Below are 25,339 nucleotides of genomic sequence, written 5' to 3'. Positions count from 1 at the left end.
ATTAGAATTACCTCATCTGATTAGGAAATTCGATATAGCAAGCGGTGTGTAAAATGTGTATGCGATCCAGCACCATTTTCTGAGGACTCTATGCTCCAGTTTGGTGCTGGCTCGGTTTAGCCGTGTGGTACTCGACGCCATGGTGAGATCAGAGTGAGGCCAGTATATACCCAGTAACGGTCTTAAAAATCGCGTGGAAGGATGTTCCGATTGGGGGTTGTAAATGCGGAGCTTGGAAGCGCAAAGTAAAGGTTGACAATTCACTTGAGAAACCTGATGCATGGCCACGCTATTGGATCATGATTCGCTATTACGGTTTGCTCCTAAAGAGATCTTTCACCATTTGGATGCATTTGATCAGGAGCTAGCTGCGCATCAATCGGACTTCCACGCATTTCTAGCTAATCCATTTGCTAGCTTCCGCGGAGGGAAGATCTTTCCAATCATTCATCTTGCCGGAATGTGCTGGGATCAGAAGTGGACATTTATGCGCCTACCCGCTCCTCTTATTAGAGAAGGCCATCGTATGGTCAATTCAGAAGGGCCAACAGAGGAAATGGCATTCCAGCCGATGCTTAGATTGGAGATTATTACCGACAGAAAGCTCGCCTTCGTCTGTAATCCATCTCTCCGCCGCGAACTCGCGTCGATTAATCATCTTCAAGGTTCAACTGCAGCTTTGGAGGCTATGGAAGCCCATCGTCGCAGCGCCGAAGAACGGATTGGAAGCGAACGAACATCACCAACAATGATTTTAACCATGCCTCTAGGGTTAGCGCTTAGGTCGACGGCTAAACACAATCTTCGTCGCCGGTATATCTTGTATCAGCATATTTTCGGTCACGGTGGAGCCTATCCAGATGATGGCTATTTCTATATCGGTATCACATCTAGAGACTGGCAAAGGCGCTGGGCAGAACACAGTGCCGCAATCAAACGCGGCTCTAGACTCAAATTCCATCGAGTTTTCCGGGAAGAGGAGTCTAAGAATAGACTGACTTTTGTTCACCACAAAGTGATGGGCGTTACAGAAAGTCTCGAACAAGTACAGCAGCTGGAGGAGGCATTTGTCGCAGGCCATTGGAGTGATGAACGCTTGCTCAACATGATACCCGGTGGGAGGGCAGGACTCGCCTATCTCCACAAACACCGTATGCTTTCCCGGAATGTCGATATCCAACCAGATGACATTGAAACAGCTCAAGAGAATTGGTTACGTAGTAGTCCACGTAACGGTATGCCTGCGCCGTGGATCGCAGAACTTTGGAAAGACCCTAAATATGCCCTTGCAGTCATTTGTGGAGCTTCGAATCGACTCAGTGTCGATCAGGTCTTAGCGATTCGCGCTATGGGCCAAGCAGGGGCTACTGCGGAGGTGATTGGACCAAGGGTTGGAGTTACAAACTTAGATAAAATCAAGAGGGTACTAGATGGTAGAACTTACAGTCGAGTTCCCAGAAATAACTGCTAGAAACAGATGCGCCTTCGGCAAACCTTGCCCAAGGCAGAAGCTTCGATAAGCTGAATTACTTCTTGACGAGCATGCGCTCATGGGCGCTTGGAAACGTCCGCTTCTGGCCGTTAGCGGTCGGTTGCGAATGTCTGCTTTTGGTTGATCTCTGCCAGTTGTTGCCTTGTAGCGAAGGGCTTGAACCTACCTTGGCCATCATTCAGAGAATGGACTGTTGAACAAGATGCACCAATGTTGATCCAGCCTTCGGCGAGATGTTAAGCGTTACAGCCATTGGTAGGAAGCGCCGTTGACAATCTGCTGTCGTGCTTTGTTCGATAGCCATGGGAATCCCGACGCAAGACGAGCATCTGCAAGCGAGCAGCCATCGGCAAAGTCCTTGCTCGCAAGCCAACCTTCTCTCTCTATTGCAGTACCCCAGGCACGCCGCAGTTGTTCGAGGTCATTTGTGTCGAGTGATGGTGCAGCTGATATCGACTCATAAAACTCCCATGGCTGCTCCCAGCGATCAAACGCCTCTATTGCTGAAATCAACTTGCGATACGACTTCATTGTGGTACCTAAAGGTTAGAGAAGTGGGCATACGTGGAATCCCATTGAATGACCCGCTGGCGGCCATTTTCCGTCGGTCTTATCGCAAAAATTACTGTTTTGCCACTAGTCTGTCCAAGGACAGCTTTTGGCCGAAAACGGTTTGCCTGGTACGGCGGCTTCCGGCCACATAGCGGTCAGTCAGAAGTCGTACAAATGCAATTCAGAATCTGAAAATTCAGCTCGATAATCACCATGCGTCAGTGCCACTCCCGAAAACAGTGCATGCATTGACGCGCATGCCAAGTCCTCAGCTGCCCTCCGCAGAATGAGCACCTGGCAATTTTTGCTCGCACAAAGGCCTCATCCGATGGCGGAAATATTCCCAGACAACATTAGGATCAATATTTTCTCGGCGGACTATTTCATCTACTACTGCCTGATCACCCTTCTCGTGGAAAGCCCCGATGATCGCTAGCGATTCAATTGATGGGCAGTAAGCAGTAATTAAATCGCCGCATCGATTACAAACACGTTGACCATAGTCAGTAGTCATAAATTCGTTTCAGTGCCTGGAACTGGAGATGACCTTTTTACTAGACGCTGCGTGCAGTGACAACGTTCGCCCTGGGTCGATTACGGTCGATTACGACAGACAGCTATTGGCCGAAAGCGAACCTTCGTTGAGCTCAGCATTGACGCGAAAGCTGTCAAAAAGGTGATTCACTCAAGACAACGCCACTGAAAGCAGGCAAGAGAAGTGTCTCCCCCCTTACCCTACCAACTTCCATACGGAATGCCGTACTTTTCGACGTATCGTTCAGCCTTCTCACTTACCGGATAGGCATAACGACCACCGTGCTTCCCTTGTTCCGGCCCCAGAGGCTCTATCTCTCCTTGACCGCGAGAAATCTCAACCGGATTTCGACATGAATCTCTAACCCATGTTTTGAGCACGCCGCCCGGAGCGAGCCCCACGTAAAGTGACGCCATAAAGCGAGCAGTTTTCTCCGGTGTTTCCGGGCAACGCTGGTGTGTTGATTTCACCATCAGTTGCCTGCCCTCTTCCGGAATTTCGATGAAGCCTTTGTAGGTTTTTTGCTCTGTTATGGATTGCCAGCGGACAAAGATCAGTTTTGGAAGGTCGGCGCCCGTCACAGGTATCCCGCTCCCCGATACTTTCCCCCAACCACGGGCAGACTCTGTGCTGATATCGGGCTCTCCGCTGGCTGCAGTGCTCTTGCCAGCTCTAAAGAAAACTCTGTTATTGATGTCTTGGACGGAGCTGTCCTCTACCCAGACCTTCATGTAATTCGGCTGAACGAACACTAATTCCCACCATGGATATTTAGGGTCATTTTCGCCTGTTTCTGCACCACTGATTTGGCAGCCGGACAACAATAAAGCGCCCAGCAGTGCAATCGTTACTTTCATTACAGAAGATCCATTCAGTTAAGTGTCACGACTACCAACTTCCGTACGGAATGCCATATTTATCAATATACCGCTTGGCCTTTTCACTCACCGGATAAGCGTAACGCCCTTCGTTCTTACCTTGACTCGGCCCCAGCGGCTCAATTTCAGCCTGCGCTCGAGCGACTTTGACCGGGTGGTGGCAAGAGTCTCTTACCCAAACCTGCACAACACCACCGGGGGCCAACCCTAAATAAACTGACGCCATAAATCTCGCTTCCTGATCAGGCGTCTGCGGGCAACGCTGATTGACGGATGCCACCATCAACTGTCTGGCTTTCTCTGGGATTTCTACCCATGCCTGCCACGTTTTCTGTTCGACAATCGATTGCCAACGGACCCAGATGCGAACAGGTAAATCTGCACCCACCACTCTCTTTCCGCTGCCACCCACCCCACCTGTCCACCCTCGAGCGGACTCGGTACCATCTTCAGGCTCTCCCCCCGCAGCGGTGCCACCGCCGGTTTTGTAGAAAATCCTGCCGTTAATGTCTTGAACAGAACTGCTCTCTACCCAGACCTTCATGTAGTCCGGCTCGGTAAACGCCAACTCCCACCACTCGGATTTCGGGTCATTTTTTGCTGAAAGTGGATCCGCAGACTGGCACCCAGTAATGAACAGCGCGCATAGCAGAGCAAAAAATACTTTCATCACCAAAGTTTCCAGTCAGCTACATGAGGGTGTTGTACGCGTATCAAGTCCGGCGTCGGGGCATTGATGTAAACGGCACGGACGCCACTGCCATCTCTGCGCCCGAGGGGATGGTTCCAATTTGCAGACATGTGAATGTACTTCAGCTTCAACAATTGGTCTTCTTGCATTGAGGTGTCATAACTTCCTGCCAGAAATCGATCACACAGCGTTTGAAGCTCTGCGGGTACTGCCAACTCCGGCGTATCGGGAATGTCTTGAAACCGAACGCCCTTCTCTTTTGCCAATCGGTGCATCACTCGTAGATATACCCTGGAGAGCAAGCCACTCACAGGACGTTTGAGCTGCACTGCGGCATACACGCGCTTCATACGTGGGTTGAGCCGATCCTGAGGACCAATTGGCAGAAGAAGCGCATCAGGCGTGACGATCTCCAACATATCTTCTGGCCATCCCTTTGCGAGCCACTGCGCCTTCACCGTCACGGCATCACGGTAGATCGAGGTAGTGGAGACGTCGGTAAATTGCGACACCTCAAGCGTTTGCATCGGACTGATGAGTACGCACTCTTGGACCTCATCGCGGTAGCCACCGCCAATGTCGGAATGAACCCCGGGCAGAGTTATTTCCAAGTGATCCGCTTTAACGCGACTCAGAGCGAAGTTGGCCCGATATTCGTCACGCGCGGATAGCTGAACGACATCTGTGAAGAAACGACGGTCGAGGTACAGCTTGATTCCTGTTGCGATGGGACTTTTGATATCCCCAAGATTTGACCAGCCAGCAATGGATGGCACTGTATCAAAAAGGCCGATAAAACCCATGTTGATGCTGCTTTTGTACTCGTAGATGAAGGTCCGGCTGAGGGCGTTGGCGTTGCTGCGCAAAACCTCCCCAAGTGGACCCTGCTTTCCACGTACAACCTCGTTGGCAAAGTGTCTCGCGGCAGCGGCACCACGGCTGAAGCCAAATGCATCAAAGGTCAGGGACGTAATTTCACTGTTGGGATTGTTGTCCAGTACGTCCTTGATACGCGTTTTGATTTCCGCAAACGACAACTGAACACGGCCTGCCACGCCGGTTTCGCCTCGGCCAGTACCACCACCTAGCGCACTGTCCTTCTTGCCTGACTGAGTTCCTATTCCCTCGATATAAATCATCCGGAACGCTTGCTTCTGCAAACTATCTCCTTCGGCCCTTTGAGGTGCGAAGTACAGTTCACTTAATTTCTGAACATTGGTGGTGTCATTAGCGTAACTGCTGTCCGGATCCCTCATATAGGGCTGACAGCTAGCAGGAATATCCTGCGGCGCAATCGGATGCTGCGCACCACACAACAACCCTGCTGCCGTGTTATTCGCATTGTTGCCAGTACCGTCAAAGAACACCCCAATCCTCAACGCAATGCCGATTTTCTCAGGCTCGCGCGCAGGTTCTTTCCCGTGTTTCTCGTACTCGGCCCAACGCTGGGCGTGAATGTCGACGGGTTTGGCTTCTTCGTAGCGGTAGTTTTTCGGGGGGTTGGGAACGTAGCCACTCAATCCTTGATTTCCTTGTTCTGATCCTTGAAGAACGGGCCGAAGGGTGACAGCCGAGGCTGGGGCGCGCAAGGCGTGGCCGTGTGCCAGCCTGGTTGAAATTGCTGGGTGCGACGAGGGTTTTGTCTCGTCGCACGGGGTGCGTTATTGAGCTGTTTCGACGTTGTCGAGGGCCTGGTTTACGGCGAGTTCGCCGAGCATCACCACTTGGGCGATGCCGAGTGCGGTTTTGCGGTGGGAGGTGTCGAGCATGGCGGCGAAGTTGTTGAGCATTTCGCTGGCCGAGCCGAGGGTTTCGCTGGCGTTGGCGAGCAGGGATTCGGTGTCGCACTTCGGGTTGGCGAGGTACATGGGTTCGGGTTTGTTGCTGCTGGCCATGATTTGGGTGGCCGGGGTGAGGTAATGGTCGAGGGCGCGTTCGGCGGCTTCGTGGAGTTTTTTGGAATCGAGGGATTCGTAGGGGGATGCGAGGTCGGTTTCTGGGGGATTGGGTGTTGGTTTGATCATGGTGAAACTCCTAGTTATTGAAGAGGAGCCTTCACCTTCGCTACCAAACGAAGGGTGGCGGCCACACGCGGGTTGGTAGACCGGTAACTAGGACCCGGCACACCCGAAGGTGTCCTGCGCATGGCCACCATTGAGCAGCGACCTGAAGAGGTCTGCGAACGGTGCGCGATGCGACTAGTTAGGGCGGGCTACCAAACCCGATCACTGTTTTTCAGTGACCGACAGACGATAGAACCCGCGACCTAGACGCACAAGCCGGCGGATTCTGGCTTAGTCGTAGGCGATGGCGCAAGGCGTTGTAGGGCTTCGGTGGTAACGGCAGGCTTCGTTTAAACATCCCGATTATTTTCTGTTTATCGGCCGATTGAACTGGCTGCCGATCCAGCATCAACACCATTTCAGCAATGTAGACGTCCGGGCATCGCGTCTTGCGTAACTAAACCGGTTGCCACCTATGTTCGAGTTTCTCGCTGACATCCTTGCCTTTACAAATGGACAAAATCTCACACTAAGCGGCTGGCCTGCCTGACAGCCGGCAAGGGTATAGTTCAACTTCACGCCGCCCAAGGGAAGATAAGCCCGGGCCCAGAAAACTTCCATAATGGTTGGACAACTTCATGCTGACGGCTTTTTTGCAGTATCCCGTTTCATTTGGCGATCCAGCAGCAAATTTCAGGAAGATTCGCGACACCGTAAACTTGGCGCAATTTGATCTCTTAGTCATGCCCGAGCTTTGCACCATCGGTTATTTTCACGACTCGCGTGAGGCATTGTTTGTTCATGCTGAATCGGCGCTCGATGGGCCAACGGCGCAGTTCTTACTGCAACTATCGGCAGACAAGAATGCAACGCTAATTGCTGGCATCGCCGAGCGTGATGGCGATCACATCTACAACACGGCGATTGTCGTATCGCGAGGGCGCTGGCTGGGAAAGCAACGCAAGTGCCACCTGTCACGCATAGAAAAGCGCCTCTTCACGCCAGGCGATTCATTAGCGTGTTTCGATGACGGAATCTGCCGCTTCGGCATACTTACCTGTTTTGACCTTTGGATGCCAGAAGCCGCTCGCCTGTTGGTGCGCCAGGGTGCGCAGTTACTGTGTTGTCCAGCCAACTATGGTGGGCCTTGGACAACCCAGCTTGCGCGTATTCGCGCAATGGAAAATGCCACTCCGCTTATCTGTGCCAATCGTACCGGTGTGGAAATGTATGCAGGCGCAGAGGCGACATTCAGAGGTGAAAGCCAAATTGTCGGGCCTATGGGAGAAGTTTGGACTTCCGCCACAGAAGAGACGTCGCTTGGCTTGTCGATAATCGACCCGGCTGCGCACGTTCTCAAGGCGAATCCTATGTGCGATGACTTGATGGAAGAGGCAAGTCGCTATGCTTTATCAGGCCCACACCCAAAATGAACTCGCCACGTCTGGCGGCAAAGCCAGCAACCTGAAAGACAAGAAACTCAGGCCGCTACGGCAGGTTATAAAGCCTTAGCGTACGATTTTTTCCGGGTGCCGGCGCGCATGTCCATGGGCTCGGTGGCGAGCCGGATTGAGTCGATGCGGATCATCGCAACAGGTTTCAGGGCTGGGTAGATGACTTGGCCGGACGAATACTCAGCAATGATCGGAATGCACTGTTCAGCCCAAAAAAGTCATTTACGCACCTACCTCGCCGACGCCCGGGTCGCTAGAGTGCAGCGCTCTTTCAACTGGCTGACGTACTTATGAATCTGTGGTTTCGACTGCTCTGCATGCTTTTTCGTCGACCTTGGCGCAGGCCGGTCAATGCGCTGGAATCCACCGTTATCCGCATGCGCGTGTGGCCGCTGGATCTCGATTTCAATCGGCACGTCACCAATGGCCGCTATTTCACAATGGCCGACGTCGGACGCATGGATTTTGTGTTGCGCAGTGGCGCGTTTCGAGTGGCGTTGCGCACTAAAGCGCTACCCGTCGTTGGGGATACCTGGGGTAAATTCCGGCGTGAACTGAAGCTGTTTGAAGCATTTGAAATCCACAGCCGGATGCTCGGCTGGGACGACAAATGGAGCTTCATGGAACACCGCTTCGTGAGCAAGGGACGGGTGATCGGCGTGGTGGTCATGCGTGGGCTGTTTCGTTCGGCGAAAGGCACGATTGCGCCGGGTGAGTTCGTCAGGGAATTGGGGTTGCCTGAACAGTCGCCCGAGATGCCGGAGTGGTTGACGTCGTGGTCCGCGAGTTGCGATCTGATGAGCCTTCAGCTTAGGGGTGAGGAGGTTTGAGTCATGGGGCGTCTGGATGATCGCGTTTATGGATAGGGAGCGGTGTCGCTTGGGCGGGAGCCTTCGCGAGCAGGCTCACTCCTACAGGGGGCGTGTTTCACTTGGGCTCGAGTTGGTGGTCAGCGATGGTGCCGGTGAAGCTCGCCTCTACCGGGCCGCTGAGGATGACCGGGCCTGTGCCGTCCCAGTGAACCGTGACGGGGCCGCCGTCGCATTCGACTTCTACGGTGTTATCCAGCAACCCTCGGCGCATGCCGTTGACGGCCGCGCCACATGAGCAGGAGCCCGAGCCGAGCGGGATGGCGCCGTTGCGTTCCCAGATGCGCAGGCGAATGTGCTGACGGTCGATGATCTGCACAAAGTGGACGTTGGTTTTGCGAGGGAACAACGGGTGGGTTTCCAGGCGTGGGCCGAGGGTGACGATGTCGACGGCACTCAAGTCTTCGACGAAAAACGTGCAGTGCGGATTGCCCATACTGCACGCGGCGGGGTCGCCGGGCAGTGGCAGTGTGAGGGTGTCGAGTGCCTGCGCCAGCGGGATGTCTGCCCAGTTGAACAGCGGCTGGCCCATCTCCACCGAAATCGTGCCCGAGGGTGTGCGTTCGCAGGTCAGCAGACCGCGTTGGGTGCGCAGGACGATCAAGGTGCGGCTGGTTTCACGCATCAGTCGGTCGGCGGCGCCACGAGTGGCGCTGCCGCAGACGTCGAGCGCTGAGCCATCAGCGTTCCAGAACTCCAGGCGTGCATCGGCGTCTTCGCAATCGAGCACCACAGCGAGCTGGTTGAAGCCGATGCCGCGATGGCGATCACCCAGACGCCGGGCGAGTTCGCCGGTGACGGGGTTGACGCTGTTGCGTGCGTCGATCACGACGAAATCATCGCCGTTGGCGTGCATCTTATGGAAGGTCAGCGGCATCGATTGCGCCTCTACTGCGCGTCATGTTGATCAGCGCCACACGTCTGCCACCCGGCGCCGCACGCTCTTCGATGGAGAACGGCACGAAGCCGAGTTTCGGGTAAAGCAGCAACCCAGCGGTGTTTTCGTTGAAGCAGGAAAGCTGCACTTCCCTGGCCTGATACTTTTCGAAGCCGACGGCGGTCATGGTTTCGACAATGTACCGAGCGACACCCTGGCCACGGGCGTAGGAGGCGACGATGACGTTGCCGATGCAGCAGACGCCGCCGTGCTCGGCACGGTAGAAGTTGGCGAAACCGACGAACTCGCCGTTGGCCAAAAACGCCGTGGAGTCGAAGCGCTGACTGATCGCGGTGTGCATCTGTTCTTCCGTCAGCGGGTACTGCGCTTTCGGGAACATGAAGTACAACTCTTGAACGCCCTGCGGAAAGCCGCAAAGCGTTTTGACGTCGTCGGCCGTGACGGGCCGGTGGGAGAAGTTCATCGCTGCCCTGCCCTCACTGTTTGCCTGCGGCCAGGTGATGCGCCACCAGCGCGTTGGCATGGCCGTGGCCCATGCCGTGTTCGTCCTTGAGCCACGCCACAAGCTCCATGTGCTTCTTGTCGGTGACGCCAGCGAGCAGGTTCAGCCAATGATCGATGGGCTGGCCGTACTTCTTTTCGATGGAGGGGAAGTACGACGCTGGGCCTTTTACCTTGTTGTCTTCGCTCATGCTGCAAGCTCCCTTTGATCTCGACGGAGGGTCGGCGGACGCTCCTTGTCGGCATGCCATAGAGTGGACGCGAGACGCTGTTCCGGCAAGTGAGCCCGTTCAGTTCACGCCGACCTTGACCGGAAACTCTGACGACCAGGACTCCTGCCCTGCTTTGAGGATCGGCTGCGCCGGGTAACGGTATTCGCTGAGGGCCTTGAGCACGGCTTGGTCGACCTCGTTATTGCCAGAGCTTTCGACCAAGGTGAATTGCGGCACCAACGAACCGGGTTTGCCTTTCGCCTCCAGTGTGACCGGTTTGCTCGCGGTGCCAGGTTTGATCTGTTTGTTCAACAGCAGCTCGGTGTCGTACACCGTTCTTGTGAGGCTGGTGCCAACGGCGTCGTACCATTTTTCGTTGTAGCGCTGTGTCTGCTCGGCGGTCAGGGTCAGCCCCTGGACGCGGAGCCGTTGCACACCGTCCCATGCCGGGTCATCGATTTGTCGAGTGGCATTGAGGTAATGCGTCAGCGCCCCGGACAGGTCCTGTGGGCCACCTCGGCCTTGTTCCATCAACCGGGCCAGCGCGAACTCGCTGCTGGCGCTCTCACGATGGACGAGCGCTAACTGATAAAGCCGTCGCGCCTCGACAGCGTCAGGCGCCTGCCCGCTGCCCTCCTCGGCCATGCGTGCCAGTTGCTCATACCCGGCGCCATCCAGCGCAGCGACAGACTCATACAGGGAGCGGGCCTTGCGCACATCCGGCGATAGGCCGCCACGACCGAACTCATACAAAGCGCCAAGCGCAATCCTGCACTTGAGGTTGCCGTTGTCGCTGGCGTCGCGGATGTCATCGACGCGGTCGGCGGGAAGGTCGCTCACACTCGCGAAGAGCAGGCAGCGGGTGCCGGTGAGGCTTGCTTCCTGAGGATTGGGTGGGGGGCTGCTGCAACCTGCGACGAGGGTCATGAATGCCCCAATAACTGCCTTGTTCATGCGCTGCATCCGTCGGGTCCGCCTTACTTCTTAAAATATATGATCCGTGCTGAATCGGTCAGGAGCCGCTCACTTCGTCATGAGGTCTTTCAATCTCTGCAATTCAGTTTTGCCGTCGGTCCTGACGGTGGATATGAGCCAGTAGGTTTTCTGGTCCGGCGCAATGATCGGCTCACCGGGGAAACGGTAATCGGCGAAACCCTGCAGTACTTTCTGGTCGACAGCACTGTTACCGGAGCTTTGCACCAGCGAGAGGGTCGGCACCGGCACACCGGGGATCCCCTCCAGCTTCACACTGACCGGTTGGCTGTCGGGCGACGTCATTCTCTCTTTCTTCAAGGCCTCTTCGAGGTACTCGACCTTCTTTCTCAAGCGGTAATAAACGCTGCTGCCGAAGATCTCGTTGTAGCGCTTCTGCTGCGCAGTTGTCATCGGAACACCTTGGGCACGCAGTCGTTGCACACCACTCCAGGCCGCGTCGAGGGCGCCAGCACTGCTGAGGTAATACTTCAATGCGCCTTGAAGATCCTCAGGACCACCTTTGCCGTTCTCCATGAACTCGGCCAGTTTGAACTCGATGTCGGTGTTGCCCGGTTTGCTGACGGCACGCTGATAGAAGTCCCTCGCGGCGACCAGATCGACCGGGCCGCCGATGCCCTGCTCGGCCATCGCGCCGAGTCGGTTGTAGGCACGCGGTTCGGCCTCGGCGAGGGACTGATAAACGGTTTTGGCCTGGGGGATGTCTCGGGGTACGCCTCGGCCCGCTTCGTACATTCTGCCGAGAATCAACTTGCAACCGTTGTCGCGGCGGCTGAGGGCACGGATGTCGTTGAGCTGCTGCTCACTGAGCGACGGCTGATCGAAGTAGGCGGCGCAACGGAAGACGGGATGCGCGTCAGCGATGGGATTGCCGCTGGAACCGCCGAGGGATTTGCAGCCTGCGACGAGGGCGGTAAACGCCAGTAGAGCAACAACCTTGTTCATGAACGGCATCCGTTGAAATCGTGCAGATTTCATCGGCAGGCAGGCGCAAAACCTGAAGCCCGAGCATTCAAACACACCACAAAACCTGTGGGAGCGAGCTTGCTCGCGATGGCGTCTGCTCAGTCGACACCCATGCTGACGGGTCTACCGCTATCGCGAGCAGGCTCACTCCTACAGGGGAGGTCAGCGTTATTCCGTGCGGCCCGGCAGCATCCGCACCAGCGTGTTATCCCGCACCCAGTAATGGTGGAACAGCCCCGCCGCCGCATGCAGGCCGATCAGCCAGTAGCCGGTGCTGCCCAGCGTTTCATGCCAGTACTTGAGTTGTTTGGCGAAGTCCGGGTCGATGGCCACCGGCGCCGGGACGTGGAAGCCGAAGTACGGGAACGGCTTGTCGGCGGCGGCGAGCATCAGCCAGGCGAGGATCGGTGTGGCGATCATCAGCACGTACAGCGCCAGGTGCATCAGGTGCGAGACGCCGGTCTGCCAGGCGGGTGGCTTGGGGGTAATCGGTGGGCGTGGAGTCAGACGGCCGAGCAGACGCACCCAGACCAGAGCGAAGATGGCCGCGCCGAACAGGCCATGAAAGCCCATCAGCAGGCCGCGCGCTTCGCTGCCCTTGGGCATGAAGCCCTTGATTTCGACACAGGCATATACGCCGACGAACAGCGCCAGCATCAGCCAGTGCAGGGTGATTGAAAGTTTTCCATAACGGGTAACGGCGGTGTCGCGGGTCATAAGAAGCGCCTCGTGATTGTCGTGAGCGACGGTCGATTCGTTCGACGGTCTCGATCCGGTTGCAGGGCGGACCGACGGTGCCACCCTGCCCTTGCAGTCTTAAGACAATCTGAAGATTGCCCGATTGATTAACCTTTTTTCACCTTCAGACTTCGTTAAGAAATGCCTCCGATACTTCGCTCAAACCATTGAGGAAGGCATTCTGCCCATGCCCGATTACGACTGGAACATCCCCCTTCCCCTGCGCTTCGGTCAAGCCGAAGCACCGCCGATGACTTTGACCGGCGCCTTGCCCGACGACGCACTGCGAGAGACCTTCGAAGCCTTCATCCAGCAACGTTTTCGCAAGGCCCACGGCGCCGACATTCGACACTTTATGCCCGAGCTGTTCGGCATGCACAACGGCGACGGCGAACTGTGCGCGGTGGCCGGTGTACGGCGCGCCCATCGGGAGCCGCTGTTTCTGGAGCGTTACCTGGATGAGCCGATCGAACCGTTGATCAGCGCCGCGGCCGATCGCCCGGTGGATCGCACCGGCATCGTCGAAGTCGGCAACCTCGCCGCCAGCGACACCGGCAGTGCACGGCTGAGCATCATCACCATCACCTACCTGCTGGCCATGGGCGGCCTGGAATGGGTGACATTCACCGGCAACATCGGCCTGGTCAACAGCTTCCATCGGCTCGGTCTGAAGCCAGTGACATTATGCGCCGCCGACCCGGAACGACTGGGTGACGAGCGTCAACACTGGGGCAGTTATTACGAAAGCAAACCCTGGGTGCACGTCGGCAACATCCGCGCCGGATTCATCCATTTGCGCAATATCGGCCTGTTCACTCGGTTGGGACTGCCGACCTCGATTGAAGGAGCCTGCCATGTCGCTTGAATTGCAACGCTTCCAGGAAACCCTGCGCGACCATGCCCGGCGCAATGACAACACCACCGCCCTGTGGGGCGACACACTGAAGCTCGATTACGCCACCCTGTTTGCGGAGGTGCTGTATCGCCAGGAGCGTCTGCGCGATGAGCAGGCGCAGGTGATTGCCTTGGCGTTGGACAACGGCGTCGACGCGATGCTGTGGGATCTGGCCGTGCTGTTCGAAGGCTTGACCTGCGTAACACTGCCACCGTTTTTCAGCCCGGCGCAACGCGCTCATTGTCTGGAGCAGAGCCAGGCCGAACGGGTGATCGCCGAGCCGGAGCTGGCAGCCGAACTGCTGGCGGCCGGTTATGAGAAACGCGGCGAGTTCTGGTGCCGCACGTTCAGCGGCCCGAGTCGCCTGCCGGCCGGCACCGCCAAACTGACGTTCACCTCTGGCACCACCGGCACACCCAAAGGCGTGTGCTTGAGCGCTGACAGTTTGCTGCGCGTGGCGCGGGAGCTGGAGCAGGCGAGTAAATCCACCGACCCACAGCATCATCTGGCGCTGTTGCCGCTGGCGATTCTGCTGGAAAACCTCGGCTGTTATGCGGCGCTGTACGCCGGTGCGACGTTGAGTCTGCCGAGCCAAAAGACGCTGGGCATTCAGGGCGCCAGTGGCGTCGACGTGCCGCATCTGCTGGGCTACCTGGCCGGGCGTGCGCCGGAGAGTCTGATTCTGGTGCCACAACTGTTATTGATGCTGGTCAGCGCTGCCGAACAGAAAGCCTTTGACCCGCAAAAACTGCGCTTCGCCGCCGTCGGTGGCGCACGGGTGTCAGAGGATCTGCTGCACCGTGCGCAGCGCGTCGGCCTGCCGGTGTTCGAAGGCTACGGCTTGTCCGAATGCGCCTCGGTGGTGTGCCTCAATCGCCCCGGTGCACGGCGTCCGGGCAGCGTCGGCCAGCCCCTGCCCCACGTCGAGGTGCGCCTGGCCGAGGACGGCGAAGTGCTGATCAAGGGCTCGACGCTGCTCGGTTATCTAGGGGAAGCGCCGTACACCGACGAATGGTGGCCGAGCGGCGACCTGGGCGAGTTCGATCCGGAAGGTTTCCTCTACCTCAAGGGCCGCAAGAAGCACCAGTTCGTCACCAGTTTCGGGCGCAACGTCAACCCGGAATGGGTCGAGTCCGAACTGACCCAGCGCCGCCATATTGCCCAGGCCTTCGTCTACGGCGAAGCCTTGCCGCACAACCACGCCTTGCTCTGGCCGCACCGCGCCGATTGCAGCGACGCCGAGCTGGCCGCTGCGGTCGCCGAAGCCAACGAAGCCTTGCCCGACTACGCGCAGGTGCATCGCTGGACGCGCCTGACCCAACCGTTCACCGCCGCCAATGGCTTGCTCACCGCCAATGGCCGCCCGCGCCGCGATGCAATCGTCGCGCAGTACCGCACCCAATTGTCTGAATCCGCCGTTTCCGAGGAGTCCGCGTCATGAGTTTTTTCGACACCCTGCAAGAAGCCACGCAGCAAGAACGCAACGAGTTGTTCAACCTGCCGATCATCCTTGATGCCCTGCAAGGCAAGGTCAGCCTCGACAGCTACCGGGCGTTTCTGGCTCAGGCGTATTACCACGTGCGCCACACCGTGCCGTTGATGATGGCCTGCGGCGCGCGCCTGCCGATGCGCCTGGAATGGCTGCGCAAAGCGGTGGCCGAGTACATCGAAGACGAATACGGCCATGAACACTGGGTACTCAACGACATCGCCGCGTGTGGCGGTGATCGCGATGCGGTGCGCGACGGCCAGCCGTCGCTGCCGATCGAATTGATGGTGAGTTTTCTCTACGACCTGATCGCCCGTGGCAATCCAGTCGGGCTGTTCGGCATGGTCAACGTGCTCGAAGGCACCAGCATCGCCCTGGCCACCCATGCGGCGGGCAGCATTCGCGAGCGCCTGGCGCTGCCGGAAACAGCGTTCAGCTACCTGAGCTCGCACGGCTCGCTCGACATCGAACACATGCAGACCTATCGCCGACTGATGAATCAGCTGGAAGATCCCGAGGACCAAGCGGCGGTGATTCACGCCTCGAAAGTCGTCTATCGCCTGTACACCGACATGTTCCGTGGCCTGCCGCGCGATGCGGAGGCTCAACATGCAGCTGCGTGACGCACGCGTGGTCTTGACCGGTGCCAGTGGCGGCATCGGCATGGCGATTACCGAGGCCTTGTGCGCCGCCGGTGCCAGGGTGCTGGCCGTGGCGCGGCATGAGGAGGCGCTGGCGCCGTTGCTGGCACGCTATCCCGAGACCCTGTGCTGGGTCGCCGCCGACCTGACCTTTCTCAGCGACCGGCGCAAAGTGCTGGCCGCGGCTGAAGCCATCGGAGGCATCAACCTGCTGATCAATGCCGCTGGGGTCAACCACTTCGCCATGCTCGAGCAGCTCGATGACAGCGACATCAACACCATGCTCGCGGTGAACATCAGTGCGCCGATGTGCCTGACCAAACTGCTGCTGCCGCTGCTCAAACAGGCCGACAGCGCGATGGTGGTCAACGTCGGTTCCACCTATGGCTCGATCGGTTACCCCGGTTACGCCAGCTACTGCGCGACCAAGTTCGCCCTGCGCGGTTTCTCGGAAGCGTTGCGCCGGGAACTGGCCGACACCCGGGTCAACGTGTTGTATGTCGCGCCCCGGGCCACGCGCACCTCGATGAACAGTGCGGCGGCGCAAGCCTTGAACGATGCGCTCAAGTCCAACGTCGATGACCCGCAAACCGTGGCCTCGGCGGTGGTCCATGCGATTGCCGGCGACCGCCGCGACCTGTATCTGGGCTGGCCCGAACGCTTCTTCGTGCGCCTCAACAACCTGCTGCCGCACTTGGTGGATCGAGGCTTGCGCAAGCAACTGCCGCTGATTCGCCGCCTCAGTGAAAAAACTGACAACGAGTCCCCAAAACCATGAAAAAACTTTCCGCATGCCTGTTGTTCGCCGCCCTCAGTCAAAGCGTCTGGGCCCTGGAACCGGCCGACCAGCAACGCCTCAACGGCATCCAGCAGAGCTGGGCGCACATCCAATACGAGGTGGCAGAAAAACAGCGCGCCGCCGCATTCGAGCAACTGTCGTCCGACGCCACTGCCTTCACTACCCAGCGTCCGGCGGTGGCCGAAGCGTGGATCTGGAAAGGCATCGTCACCAGCAGTTGGGCCGGTGCTCAGGGCGGTCTCGGCGCCCTGGGCAAGGCCAAGGACGCCAAGGCCGATCTGGAAAAAGCCCTGACGCTTGACCCCAAGGCCCTGCAAGGTTCGGCCTACACCAGCCTCGCCGCGTTGTATGATCGCGTCCCGGGCTGGCCGATCGGTTTCGGCGACAGCGACAAGGCCGAGCAACTGCTCAAGCAAGCCTTGCAACTGAACCCGGACGGCATCGACAGCCTGTACTTCTGGGGCGATCACCTCTACCGTCAGAAGCACTACGCTGAAGCCAGGGCCGCGCTGCTCAAAGCGCTGCAAGCCGCGCCGCGCCCGGGCCGGGAAACCGCTGATGCCGGGCGTCGCAAAGAAATCGCCGCCCTGCTGGTGGACGTGAACAAGAAACTCGACTGACAGGAGTCCGCGTGCGTTTACTACTGATTGAGGATGACATCGCGCTCGGTGAAGGCATTCATCAGGCGCTGGGCCGCGAAGGTTACACCGTCGACTGGCTCAAGGACGGCAGCAGCGCGTTACATGCGCTGCTCAGTGAGACTTTCGACGTGGCGGTGCTCGATCTGGGCCTGCCGCGCATGGACGGCCTCGAAGTGCTGCGCCGCCTGCGCGACAGCGGGTCGAACCTGCCGGTGCTGATTCTCACCGCGCGCGATGCCACTGAAGATCGCATCGCCGGGCTGGACGCCGGCGCTGACGATTACCTGGTCAAACCGTTCGACCTCGCCGAACTCAAGGCGCGCCTGCGGGCCTTGTTGCGCCGCAGTGCCGGTCGCGGCCAGGCGCTGATCGAGCACGCCGGCATCAGCCTCAATCCCGGCACTCAGCAAGTCAGCTATCAGGGTCAGCCGGTGGCCCTGACGCCCAAGGAATATCAGTTACTGCACGAACTGCTGTCGCCGCCGGGCCGGGTGATGACCCGCGACCAACTGATCCAGTTGCTCTACGGCTGGAACGAGGAAGCGGAAAGCAACACCCTGGAAGTGCACATCCATCACCTGCGCAAAAAATTCTCCACCGACCTGATCCGCACCGTTCGCGGCGTGGGTTATCTGGTGGAGGAGCGTCGATGACCTCGATCCGTCGCCGCACGCTGACGCTGATCATCGGTTTGCTGCTCACCGGTCTTGCTGTGCTCAGCGTGTTCAACCTGCACGACAGCAACCACGAAATCGCCGAAGTCTACGACGCCCAACTGGCGCAAAACGCCCGCCTGTTGCAGGGCGTGATGCGCATGCCGCTGGCGAGCAGGGAACATTCGCAGCTGTATCAGGCGTTCAATCAGGCGCTGAGCGAAGCCAAGCCACGCATCGACGGCCATCCGTACGAAAGCAAGATCGCTTTCCAGGTGTGGAACCCCAAGGGTGAGGTGCTGGTGCACACCGCCAGTGCGCCGTCGTTCACCGCACCGCCGATGCAACCGGGCTTCAGCGATGTGGTGGATTTGAACAACCGGCACTGGCGCGCCTTCGTGCTGGAAGATCCGCAGAACGGTCTGCGCATCTGGGTCGGCGAGCGCGACGATGTGCGTGCCGATCTGGTCGACCGCATTGTGCGTCACACCCTGTGGCCGAACGTGCTGGGCAGCCTGATACTCGCGGCGATGATCTGGCTGGCCATCGGCTGGGGCCTCAAACCTTTGGCGGACATGGCCGCGACCCTGCGCGCCCGGCACAGCGGCTCGCTGGAACCGCTACAACTGACGCCGCTGCCCAGCGAGCTGGAACCGATGCAGGCGGCGCTCAACCGCATGCTCGCACAGATCCAGGAAGTGCTCGGCCGCGAACGACGCTTCATCGCCGACGCTGCCCACGAGATGCGTACGCCACTGGCGGTGCTGCGGGTGCATGCGCAAAACCTGCTGGAGGCCGGCACCGAACAGGAGCGCCGCGAGTCTTTGCAGTTTCTGATTTCCGGCGTCGACCGCGCCAGTCGGCTGGTCAACCAGCTGCTGACCATGGCCCGCCTGGAACCGAAATCCAACCCGCCGCCGCTGCAACGCATCGACCTCAGCGAAACCGCGCGCAACTGCCTCGTGCAACTGACGCCGTGGCTACTGAGCAAACACCTGGAACTGGCCTTCGAAGACAGCGAGCAAGCACTGCACGTCATGGCCAGCACCGCCGCCATCGACATCGCCCTGAGCAACCTGATCACCAACGCCGCCAACTTCTCTCCGGAGAACGGCGTGATCACTGTGAAGTTGAGCGAAGTCGACGGCTGGTGCCTTCTGAGCGTCGAAGACCAGGGCCCGGGCATCGACGAGGCGGATCGGGCGCGGTTGTTCGAACGTTTCTACAGCCGAGGCAACGCCAACGGTGCAGGCCTGGGGCTGACCATCGTCAACACCATCGCGTTGCGCCTGGGCGGACGGATTACTTTGGTCAACCGGGCTGAGGGCGGGTTGTGCGCGACGTTGTCGGTGCCGGTCAGTTCAACTGTGCAGCAACGCAGCGGCGGATGAGACGACCAGCAGCACCGCGAGAATCCGGTTCAGCCACTGCAACTGCGCCGGATTACTCAGCCAGCGCGCCGCGCCTCGACCGAGCAGCGCCCACAGCGCCAGACACGGTAACGACACCAGAAAAAACGCCAGGCACAGCGCATTCAGCCCTTGCCCCTGAGCGGTGAACACGCTGATCACGGCAATCGCCATCATCCACGATTTGGGGTTGACCCATTGCAACAGCGCGGCGCCCAGCAAACCCAGCTCGGGTTTTTCCTCGCCGGCAGCGGGATCGATGGCCGTGGCCGGCGCCGTGAAAATCTGCCACGCCAGCCACAGCATCCAGCCCAACCCAAGCACACTGATCACCGGGCGCACCCCGGGCAGCATCAGCGTGCTCGCGCCCGCACCGGCGACCCACACCAACGACGCGGCGCCGGCTCCCGCACCGAGAATGATCGGCAGGCACGGCCGCCAGCCGCGTCGGGCGCTGGTACTGAGCACGATGAGATTGGTCGGCCCCGGGGTGATCGAGGCAACGAAGGCAAAGAGAATGAACGCAAGCATGGCACGGCCCTGTAGAAAGTCAGGGCCTACTGTGGCGGTTGCGCAGCGCTGTGGTCTTGAACGTTTGTTCAGCGTCGAAAGGTGCCGATGGCACGCTGCTGATAGGCACCCGGCGTGATGCCGTAGGCGCGCACGAACCAGCGGCCCAAGTGACTTTGATCGGAGAAACCGAGCCTGCTCGCCACGTCCACCGGCTGCACCCCGGCGGCCAGCAATTGCCGGCCACGGATCAGCCGTAACTGGATCAGCCAGGCATGCGGTGCCAGACCATAGGCTGCCTTGAACGCCCGAGTCAGACGAAAGCGGTCGGTGCCGCAGACTTCGGCCAGGGTGTGCAGGCTGATGTCCTGCTCGTGGTAGGCCATCAGGTAGTCCCGCGCCTGCCGGGCAATCAGCGGCGCACGCAGCGTGGCGGATGATTGCGGGCGCCGATAGAGGTGCAGCGCCAGACGTTCGAGCAACGCATCCAGCGCCACTTCGCGGACCATGCGCACGTCCTGTTTATGCAGCGCGTTGAACGCGAACAGAGTGGCGCGGGCCAGTTCGGGATCGTCGTTGAGCACGTTGCCAATGCCGGGCAAGCCGCCCGCGCAGCCGTCCAGTTGCAGGCCGTCCAGCGCCTGTTCCAGCCACGCCGGTTGCAGGTACAGCATGCGATAGGTGAAGCCGTCCGGGCTCGGCGCGTCGCCGTCATGAATGTCCCCGGGTTCGAGCATGAAGACTTTGCCCGGAGTACTGTCATGCCGTGCCCGACGGCTGTTGAAACGCTGCACGCCTTGCTCGGTGAAACCGATCAGGTAGGTTTCATGCCAGTGCGGATCGTAGGCGTGCGCGTGCCCGGCGAAATGCGCGTGCAGGGTTTCGATGCCGGTTTCCCGGTCGTGGGCAAGGTCGATCCAGTTACTCATGGCTTGAATACGCTGATGGGCTGGCGCCAGTAATCCACAAATGCCCCTGAACGGCTAGAACGTTTGTGCACTGCCCGACCGACGAACCCGTGTCGCGGCGCTTCAGATCGACCGCTGATTGACCCGCGCCATCAACTGCTCGGCGCTTTCCTTGCGTTCGGAATAGCGGTCCACCAGAAAGTCCTGGCGGTCGCGCAGCAGCACGGTGAACTTGACCAGCTCTTCCATCACATCGACCACGCGATCATAAAACGGCGACGGTTTCATCCGCCCTGCCTCGTCGAATTCCATGTAGGCCTTGGGCACCGAGGACTGATTGGGGATGGTGAACATGCGCATCCAGCGCCCCAACACGCGCAGTTGATTGACCACGTTGAACGACTGCGAACCGCCGCAGACCTGCATCACCGCGAGGGTCTTGCCCTGGGTCGGACGCACCGCGCCGAGCTCCAGCGGGATCCAGTCGATCTGCGCCTTGAACACCGCCGACATCGCACCGTGGCGTTCCGGCGAGCACCAGACCTGGCCTTCCGACCACAGCACCAGATCACGCAGTTCCTGAACCTTGGGATGATCGACCGGCGCATCATCCGGCAACGGTAAACCGGACGGATTGAACACCCGGGTTTCAGCGCCGAAGTGTTCCAGCAAGCGCGCGGCCTCTTCCACCAGCAGACGGCTGAAGGAGCGTTCGCGGGTCGAGCCGTAGAGCAACAGAATGCGTGGTTTGTGCTGGTCCGGCGTGGTGGTTCGACCTTCGAACAGGCTCAGGTCGAGGTTGGGCAGATGCTCTGACATAAATCCTCCTTACAGCGCGCCGATGGCATCGAGCGCGGTTTTCAGTTGGTCGCGGCTCAGACGATTGAACGGCAGGTCGAGGAAGGCTTTGCAGCGCCGCTCGATGTGCGCCAGCGTCGCGCGGAACGCCGCGTCGATTGCCGCTTCGTCGCCCTGCACATCGGACGGATCTTCCAGCCCCCAATGGCTTTTCAGCGCCGGGCCGAAGTACACCGGGCAGCTTTCGCCGGCCGCCTTGTCGCACACGGTGATGACGATGTCCGGCGGGTTGTCCTCAAAGGCGTCGTTGCCTTTGCTGGACAAGCCATCAATCGAAATCCCGGCCTGCTGCAAGGTGCTCAGGCTGCGCGGCAGCACTTGGCCCTTGGGGAAACTGCCGGAACTCACCGCCTCGAAACCTTGTGGTGCGAGGTGATTGAACAGGGCTTCGGAAAGAATGCTGCGGCAACTGTTGGCCGTGCACATGAACAGGACTCGCATCGGTGGCTCCCGAAAAAATAAAGGATTTAGCAGCAGGCGGTTTCGCGGGCAGGACGACCGTCCATGTTCTGCAGGCGACAGGTGTTGTCCTTGAGCCAATTGGCGTTGGCCTTTGCGGTGACTTGCAGGATCTCGTGCACCCAACCCGGCAGCTGCGGATTGAGCCGGTAATACACCCACTGCCCCTGACGGCGATCGAGGAGTAAACCGTTGCTGCGCAGTTGCGCCAGGTGGCGGCTGACTTTCGGCTGACTGTCGTCGAGGGCGCACATCAACTCGCAGACACACAGCTCACCCTGCTCGGCAATCAACAGGGTGGCGCGGACACGGGTTTCGTCGGCCAGGCTTTTGAAGAGTTCGGTGGGGGTGAGCATGGGGCGGACTCGAACATATGGAAATCTGAATATACGGATATCCATATATTAATCAACCCCGAATGCGATCCCTTGCAGGAGTGAGCCTGCTCGCGATAACGGTGTATCGGCCGACTTCTATTTCATAGACATACCGCTATCGCGAGCAGGCTCACTCCTACAGGTTTTTTTGTGCTCAGGACTATCCGCGCAACAGCCCCTGCTCCGCCTCACACAACCCCACCACATAATCCCAGACCACCCGCAGCCGCACCGACTTGTGCAACTCGCGCCGGGTGCTGATCCAGTAACTGCGTTCGATGCTCTCGTCCGGCAACAACGGCACCAGATCCGGGTCGGACGCGGCCATGTAGCACGGCAACACGGCAATGCCCAAACCCGAGCGCGCCGCTTCCTGCTGGGCGATGACGCTGGTGCTGTGGAACACGACGCGAGGGCTGCGGCAGAAGCTGTTGAGGAACATCAGTTCCTGGCTGAACAACAGATCGTCCACATAGCCAATCCACGCATGCCGCCCAAGGTCTTCGCGGCTGCGCAGGGGCGGCGCGTTGTCGAGGTAACGCTGGCTGGCGTAGAGCGCCAGGCGGTAGTCGGTGAGTTTGCGGGTGACCAGCATGTCGGCAGACGGGCGCTCCAGATGAATGCTGATTTCCGCCTCGCGGTTGAGGATGCTGACGAAACGCGGCACCGCGACCAGCTCCACTTCCAGCCCCGGGTAACGCTCGAACAGGCCGATCATGCGGCTGGCGAGAAATTTGATACCGAGGCCTTCGGTGACGCCGACGCGGATCTTGCCCAGCGGTGCGGTGGACTGGGTGATTTCTTCCTGGGCCAGCAGCGCGACGTTTTCCATGGCTTCGGCGTGCTTGAGCAGCGCCTCCCCCGCCGGGGTCATTTCGTAGCCTTGGGCGTGCTGGACGAACAGCGCGGTGCCGAGGCTTTTTTCGATGGCCTCGATGTGCCGGGCCACGGTGGCGTGGGTGGTGTTCAAGCGTCGGGCGGCGGTGAGCAGGCGACCGCTGCGTTGCAGTTCGAGAAAAAACCGCAGGTCGTTCCAGTCGAACATGGCGGGTCCTTGTCAGCTATGGTCAGTTGCGGCTGTTTGAAAACGCACAGCGGCTGCGCAAAAACTAACATTCTTTTAACGAAAGCTAACAACTAGAGTGTCCGACAATAAAAACAAAAAGCGAGGTCAGGGAATGCAGACTTCCCTTGAGGAATACGACTACATCGTGGTCGGCGCCGGCCCTGCCGGGTGCTTGCTGGCCAATCGACTGTCGGCGGATGCGCAGCAGCGGGTGTTGCTGCTCGAAGCCGGCGGGCGCGACAACTATCCGTGGATTCACATCCCCGTCGGCTACCTGTTCTGCATCGGCAACCCGCGCACCGACTGGTGCTTCAAGACCGAAGCACAACCCGGCCTGCAGGGTCGCAGCCTGAGCTACCCGCGCGGCAAAGTGCTCGGTGGCTGCTCCTCCATCAACGGCATGATCTACATGCGCGGCCAGGCCGGCGACTACGACGGCTGGGCGGCCGAGGGCAATCCGGGCTGGGCCTGGAACGACGTGCTGCCGCTGTTCAAACAAAGCGAAAACCACTTTGCCGGCGCTGCCGAATTTCACGGCGCCCAGGGCGAATGGCGGGTGGAACAGCAGCGCCTGTCGTGGCCGATTCTCGATGCCTTCCGCAGCGCCGCCGAGCAGAGCGGCATTGCCAGCATCGATGACTTCAATCAGGGCGACAACGAAGGTTGCGGCTACTTTCAGGTCAACCAGAAGGCCGGAGTGCGCTGGAACGCGGCGAAGGCCTTTCTCAAACCGATTCGTGAGCGGGCCAATCTGACGGTGCTGACCGGGGTTGAAGTGGATCGCGTGCTGCTGGAAAACGGCCGTGCGTCGAGGGTCAGCGCCCGTCATGAGGGTCAGGTGAAGAGCTTCAAGGCGCGCAAGGAAATCATCCTCTGCGCCGGCGCCGTGGGTTCGCCGAGCATTCTGCAGCGCTCCGGGATCGGCCCGCGTCCGTTGCTGGAACGCCTCGGTATCGGCGTGATTCATGAATTGCCGGGAGTTGGCGGCAATCTGCAGGATCACCTGCAACTGCGCCTGATCTACAAACTGCAGAACGCCCGCACCCTCAACCAGATCGCCGGCAGCGTGTGGGGCAAGATGGGCATGGGCCTGCGTTATCTGTACGACCGCAGCGGGCCGCTGTCAATGGCGCCGAGTCAGCTCGGGGCGTTTGCGCGATCCGGACCGGAGCAGACCTCGGCCAACCTCGAATACCACGTGCAGCCACTGTCGCTGGAGCGTTTTGGCGAGCCGTTGCACAGCTTCCCGGCGTTCACCGCGTCGGTGTGCGACCTGCGTCCGCAGAGCCGTGGGCGAATCGACATCCGTTCGGCGGATCCGCAAGCCGCGCCGCTGATCCAACCCAATTACCTCAGCCATCCCGAAGACCTGCGCGTGGCCGCCGACGCCATTCGCCTGACCCGCCGCATCGTCAGCGCCCCGGCCCTGCAAGCGTTCAATCCGGTCGAGTATCTGCCCGGCGACAGCCTGCAAAGCGAGGAGCAACTGCACGAAGCCGCGGCAAAAATCGGCACGACGATTTTCCACCCGGTCGGCACCTGCCGCATGGGCCAGGACGCGGACTCGGTGGTCGATGCGCAACTGCGCGTGCATGGCGTGCCCGGCCTGCGCATCGCCGACGCCTCGATCATGCCGCGCATCACCTCGGGCAACACCTGTTCGCCGACGCTGATGATTGCTGAAAAGGCGGCACAGTTGATCCTCAATTCCAGCACCAAAAGCAGCACTCCAAAATTGGAGCTGGCCCAAACCCTGTAGGAGCTGCCGCAGGCTGCGATCTTTTGGCTTTGGATTTTCCAGATCAAAAGCAAGATCAAAAGATCGCAGCCTGCGGCAGCTCCTACAGGAGAC

29 protein-coding genes are annotated in these 25,339 nt (G+C 59.4%); 11 read left to right on the top strand and 18 right to left on the bottom strand.

The features are described from left to right. The first annotated feature begins 280 nt into the window (after positions 1-280). A complete protein-coding gene (locus NN484_RS08335; RefSeq protein ID WP_274658864.1) occupies positions 281-1,471 on the top strand; it encodes a GIY-YIG nuclease family protein in 1,191 nt (396 codons plus the stop codon). Positions 1,472-1,735: 264 nt separating this feature from the next. Here NN484_RS08335 and NN484_RS08330 read toward each other — a convergent pair whose 3' ends face one another. The 6 genes from NN484_RS08330 to NN484_RS08305 all read right to left on the bottom strand — a co-directional run bounded on the left by NN484_RS08330 (position 1,736) and on the right by NN484_RS08305 (position 6,172). Continuing rightward, positions 1,736-2,023 (bottom strand): hypothetical protein, encoded by a 288-nt coding sequence (locus NN484_RS08330; RefSeq protein ID WP_274658863.1) that lies wholly within the window; start codon positions 2,021-2,023, stop codon positions 1,736-1,738. A gap of 289 nt (positions 2,024-2,312) precedes the next feature. Further along, complete coding sequence (locus NN484_RS08325; protein WP_274658862.1) at positions 2,313-2,558, bottom strand: hypothetical protein; 246 nt, start codon at positions 2,556-2,558, stop codon at positions 2,313-2,315. Between the two features lie 221 nt (positions 2,559-2,779). After that, a complete protein-coding gene (locus NN484_RS08320; RefSeq protein ID WP_274658861.1) occupies positions 2,780-3,436 on the bottom strand; it encodes a DUF2931 family protein in 657 nt (218 codons plus the stop codon). Between the two features lie 31 nt (positions 3,437-3,467). Beyond that, on the bottom strand, positions 3,468-4,127 hold the full coding sequence (locus NN484_RS08315) for a DUF2931 family protein (protein WP_274658860.1): 660 nt from the start codon (positions 4,125-4,127) through the stop codon (positions 3,468-3,470). Beyond that, positions 4,127-5,668 (bottom strand): DUF2235 domain-containing protein, encoded by a 1,542-nt coding sequence (locus NN484_RS08310; RefSeq protein WP_274658859.1) that lies wholly within the window; start codon positions 5,666-5,668, stop codon positions 4,127-4,129. Before NN484_RS08310 ends, NN484_RS08315 begins: the two co-directional genes overlap by 1 nt. 141 nt (positions 5,669-5,809) lie before the next feature. Continuing rightward, the gene (locus NN484_RS08305) at positions 5,810-6,172 is read right to left on the bottom strand and encodes a DUF6124 family protein (protein ID WP_215499561.1); all 363 of its coding nucleotides are present in this window, start codon (positions 6,170-6,172) and stop codon (positions 5,810-5,812) included. 617 nt (positions 6,173-6,789) lie between these two features. On the opposite strand from NN484_RS08305, the gene NN484_RS08300 reads away from it, so the two are divergent. After that, a complete protein-coding gene (locus tag NN484_RS08300) occupies positions 6,790-7,584 on the top strand; it encodes a nitrilase-related carbon-nitrogen hydrolase (RefSeq protein ID WP_215499559.1) in 795 nt (264 codons plus the stop codon). A gap of 311 nt (positions 7,585-7,895) precedes the next feature. Then, complete coding sequence (locus NN484_RS08295; RefSeq protein ID WP_127651486.1) at positions 7,896-8,435, top strand: thioesterase family protein; 540 nt, start codon at positions 7,896-7,898, stop codon at positions 8,433-8,435. Between the two features lie 97 nt (positions 8,436-8,532). On the opposite strand, the gene dapF is transcribed toward NN484_RS08295, so the two are convergent. The 6 genes from dapF to NN484_RS08265 all read right to left on the bottom strand — a co-directional run bounded on the left by dapF (position 8,533) and on the right by NN484_RS08265 (position 12,761). Then, positions 8,533-9,351, bottom strand: a complete 819-nt coding sequence (dapF, locus tag NN484_RS08290; RefSeq protein WP_215499557.1) for a diaminopimelate epimerase — start codon at positions 9,349-9,351, stop codon at positions 8,533-8,535. Further along, complete coding sequence (locus NN484_RS08285; RefSeq protein WP_274658857.1) at positions 9,332-9,835, bottom strand: GNAT family N-acetyltransferase; 504 nt, start codon at positions 9,833-9,835, stop codon at positions 9,332-9,334. Before NN484_RS08285 ends, dapF begins: the two co-directional genes overlap by 20 nt. 13 nt (positions 9,836-9,848) lie before the next feature. Beyond that, complete coding sequence (locus NN484_RS08280; protein WP_139054715.1) at positions 9,849-10,064, bottom strand: DUF4287 domain-containing protein; 216 nt, start codon at positions 10,062-10,064, stop codon at positions 9,849-9,851. A gap of 99 nt (positions 10,065-10,163) precedes the next feature. Further along, a complete protein-coding gene (locus tag NN484_RS08275; RefSeq protein ID WP_215499551.1) occupies positions 10,164-11,039 on the bottom strand; it encodes a tetratricopeptide repeat protein in 876 nt (291 codons plus the stop codon). Positions 11,040-11,108: 69 nt separating this feature from the next. After that, positions 11,109-12,023 carry a tetratricopeptide repeat protein gene (locus NN484_RS08270; RefSeq protein ID WP_215499548.1) on the bottom strand — a complete coding sequence of 305 codons (915 nt, stop codon included), beginning with the start codon at positions 12,021-12,023 and terminating at the stop codon, positions 11,109-11,111. Positions 12,024-12,212: 189 nt separating this feature from the next. Continuing rightward, positions 12,213-12,761 carry a cytochrome b gene (locus NN484_RS08265; RefSeq protein ID WP_127651492.1) on the bottom strand — a complete coding sequence of 183 codons (549 nt, stop codon included), beginning with the start codon at positions 12,759-12,761 and terminating at the stop codon, positions 12,213-12,215. Between the two features lie 208 nt (positions 12,762-12,969). On the opposite strand from NN484_RS08265, the gene NN484_RS08260 reads away from it, so the two are divergent. Genes NN484_RS08260 through NN484_RS08230 form a run of 7 tightly spaced genes read left to right on the top strand, consistent with a single transcriptional unit; the run spans position 12,970 to position 19,291 of the window. Next, on the top strand, positions 12,970-13,647 hold the full coding sequence (locus tag NN484_RS08260) for a thermostable hemolysin (protein WP_274658856.1): 678 nt from the start codon (positions 12,970-12,972) through the stop codon (positions 13,645-13,647). Next, positions 13,637-15,118: an AMP-binding protein gene (locus tag NN484_RS08255; RefSeq protein WP_274658855.1), complete on the top strand. Its 1,482-nt coding sequence runs from the start codon at positions 13,637-13,639 to the stop codon at positions 15,116-15,118. The genes NN484_RS08260 and NN484_RS08255 overlap by 11 nt, the downstream gene beginning before the upstream one ends. Next, positions 15,115-15,789 carry an iron-containing redox enzyme family protein gene (locus tag NN484_RS08250; protein WP_127651495.1) on the top strand — a complete coding sequence of 225 codons (675 nt, stop codon included), beginning with the start codon at positions 15,115-15,117 and terminating at the stop codon, positions 15,787-15,789. The genes NN484_RS08255 and NN484_RS08250 overlap by 4 nt, the downstream gene beginning before the upstream one ends. Beyond that, positions 15,776-16,585, top strand: coding sequence for an SDR family oxidoreductase (locus NN484_RS08245; RefSeq protein WP_127651496.1), 810 nt, complete (start codon positions 15,776-15,778; stop codon positions 16,583-16,585). Before NN484_RS08250 ends, NN484_RS08245 begins: the two co-directional genes overlap by 14 nt. Continuing rightward, on the top strand, positions 16,582-17,226 hold the full coding sequence (locus NN484_RS08240; RefSeq protein WP_215499541.1) for a tetratricopeptide repeat protein: 645 nt from the start codon (positions 16,582-16,584) through the stop codon (positions 17,224-17,226). The genes NN484_RS08245 and NN484_RS08240 overlap by 4 nt, the downstream gene beginning before the upstream one ends. 11 nt (positions 17,227-17,237) lie before the next feature. Further along, a complete protein-coding gene (locus tag NN484_RS08235; RefSeq protein ID WP_127651498.1) occupies positions 17,238-17,900 on the top strand; it encodes a response regulator in 663 nt (220 codons plus the stop codon). Beyond that, on the top strand, positions 17,897-19,291 hold the full coding sequence (locus NN484_RS08230) for an ATP-binding protein (protein WP_274658854.1): 1,395 nt from the start codon (positions 17,897-17,899) through the stop codon (positions 19,289-19,291). The genes NN484_RS08235 and NN484_RS08230 overlap by 4 nt, the downstream gene beginning before the upstream one ends. Here the strand turns inward: NN484_RS08230 and NN484_RS08225 are convergent. The 6 genes from NN484_RS08225 to NN484_RS08200 all read right to left on the bottom strand — a co-directional run bounded on the left by NN484_RS08225 (position 19,262) and on the right by NN484_RS08200 (position 23,466). After that, positions 19,262-19,840, bottom strand: a complete 579-nt coding sequence (locus NN484_RS08225) for a LysE family translocator (RefSeq protein WP_215499537.1) — start codon at positions 19,838-19,840, stop codon at positions 19,262-19,264. The two genes, NN484_RS08230 and NN484_RS08225, sit on opposite strands and share 30 nt — an antisense overlap. A 68-nt stretch (positions 19,841-19,908) precedes the next feature. Then, entirely contained in the window at positions 19,909-20,748 is an 840-nt protein-coding gene (locus NN484_RS08220; protein WP_127651501.1) for an AraC family transcriptional regulator, read from the bottom strand. A 102-nt stretch (positions 20,749-20,850) separates the two neighbouring features. Beyond that, positions 20,851-21,546, bottom strand: coding sequence for an arsenical resistance protein ArsH (gene arsH / locus NN484_RS08215; protein ID WP_215499533.1), 696 nt, complete (start codon positions 21,544-21,546; stop codon positions 20,851-20,853). 9 nt (positions 21,547-21,555) lie between these two features. After that, positions 21,556-22,026: an arsenate reductase ArsC gene (locus tag NN484_RS08210; protein ID WP_127651503.1), complete on the bottom strand. Its 471-nt coding sequence runs from the start codon at positions 22,024-22,026 to the stop codon at positions 21,556-21,558. A 26-nt stretch (positions 22,027-22,052) separates the two neighbouring features. After that, positions 22,053-22,400 (bottom strand): metalloregulator ArsR/SmtB family transcription factor, encoded by a 348-nt coding sequence (locus NN484_RS08205; RefSeq protein ID WP_215499529.1) that lies wholly within the window; start codon positions 22,398-22,400, stop codon positions 22,053-22,055. A gap of 181 nt (positions 22,401-22,581) precedes the next feature. Continuing rightward, entirely contained in the window at positions 22,582-23,466 is an 885-nt protein-coding gene (locus tag NN484_RS08200; RefSeq protein WP_215499527.1) for a LysR family transcriptional regulator, read from the bottom strand. Positions 23,467-23,599: 133 nt separating this feature from the next. Here NN484_RS08200 and NN484_RS08195 point away from each other — a divergent pair, with 133 nt between their 5' ends. Beyond that, on the top strand, positions 23,600-25,246 hold the full coding sequence (locus NN484_RS08195) for a GMC family oxidoreductase (protein ID WP_274658853.1): 1,647 nt from the start codon (positions 23,600-23,602) through the stop codon (positions 25,244-25,246). The last annotated feature ends 93 nt before the right edge of the window (positions 25,247-25,339 follow it).

The organism is Pseudomonas serboccidentalis (assembly GCF_028830055.1).
In the GTDB taxonomy this organism is placed as follows: Bacteria; Pseudomonadota; Gammaproteobacteria; order Pseudomonadales; family Pseudomonadaceae; genus Aquipseudomonas; species Aquipseudomonas serboccidentalis.
The sequence above is the reverse complement of the archived record's forward strand: the minus strand, read 5'-3'. Positions and strand labels throughout refer to the sequence as shown.